This is a genomic window from Gulosibacter sediminis, from assembly GCF_014904065.1.
Taxonomy (GTDB): Bacteria; Actinomycetota; Actinomycetes; order Actinomycetales; family Microbacteriaceae; genus Gulosibacter; species Gulosibacter sediminis.
Window position 1 is genome coordinate 1 of record NZ_JACXJG010000050.1, and the last position, 317, is coordinate 317.

Consider the following 317-nt stretch of genomic DNA (forward strand, 5'->3'; position numbering starts at 1 on the left):
GTGATGTCGGTCAGCCAGAGCTCGTTGGCCGCCCGGGCGGAGAAGTCGCGCTTGACGAGGTCGTCGTGGACGGCGGGGCCTGGACGCTGGTTCTTGCCCTTCTTCTTCCCGAACTTGCTCCACCACCGGTTTGAGCGGCACAGCCGCCACGCGGTGCGATCGGCCATCGCCTGGCCGGCCTCACGGGCTTCGTCGGCGAGCAGCCGGTGCCCGAACTCCGGATCATCCTTGTGGGCGTCGAACAGTGCGTTGGCGCGGTAAGCAGCCACCACCTCGCTTTCAGGGATGGGTGCGTTCAGCCACCGGTAGTAGGGCTG

General features: G+C 67.2%; 1 pseudogene. It reads right to left on the minus strand.

From position 1 onward, the window contains the following. A pseudogene (locus ID132_RS12910) lies at nucleotides 1–317 on the minus strand (IS3 family transposase); the annotation flags it as partial.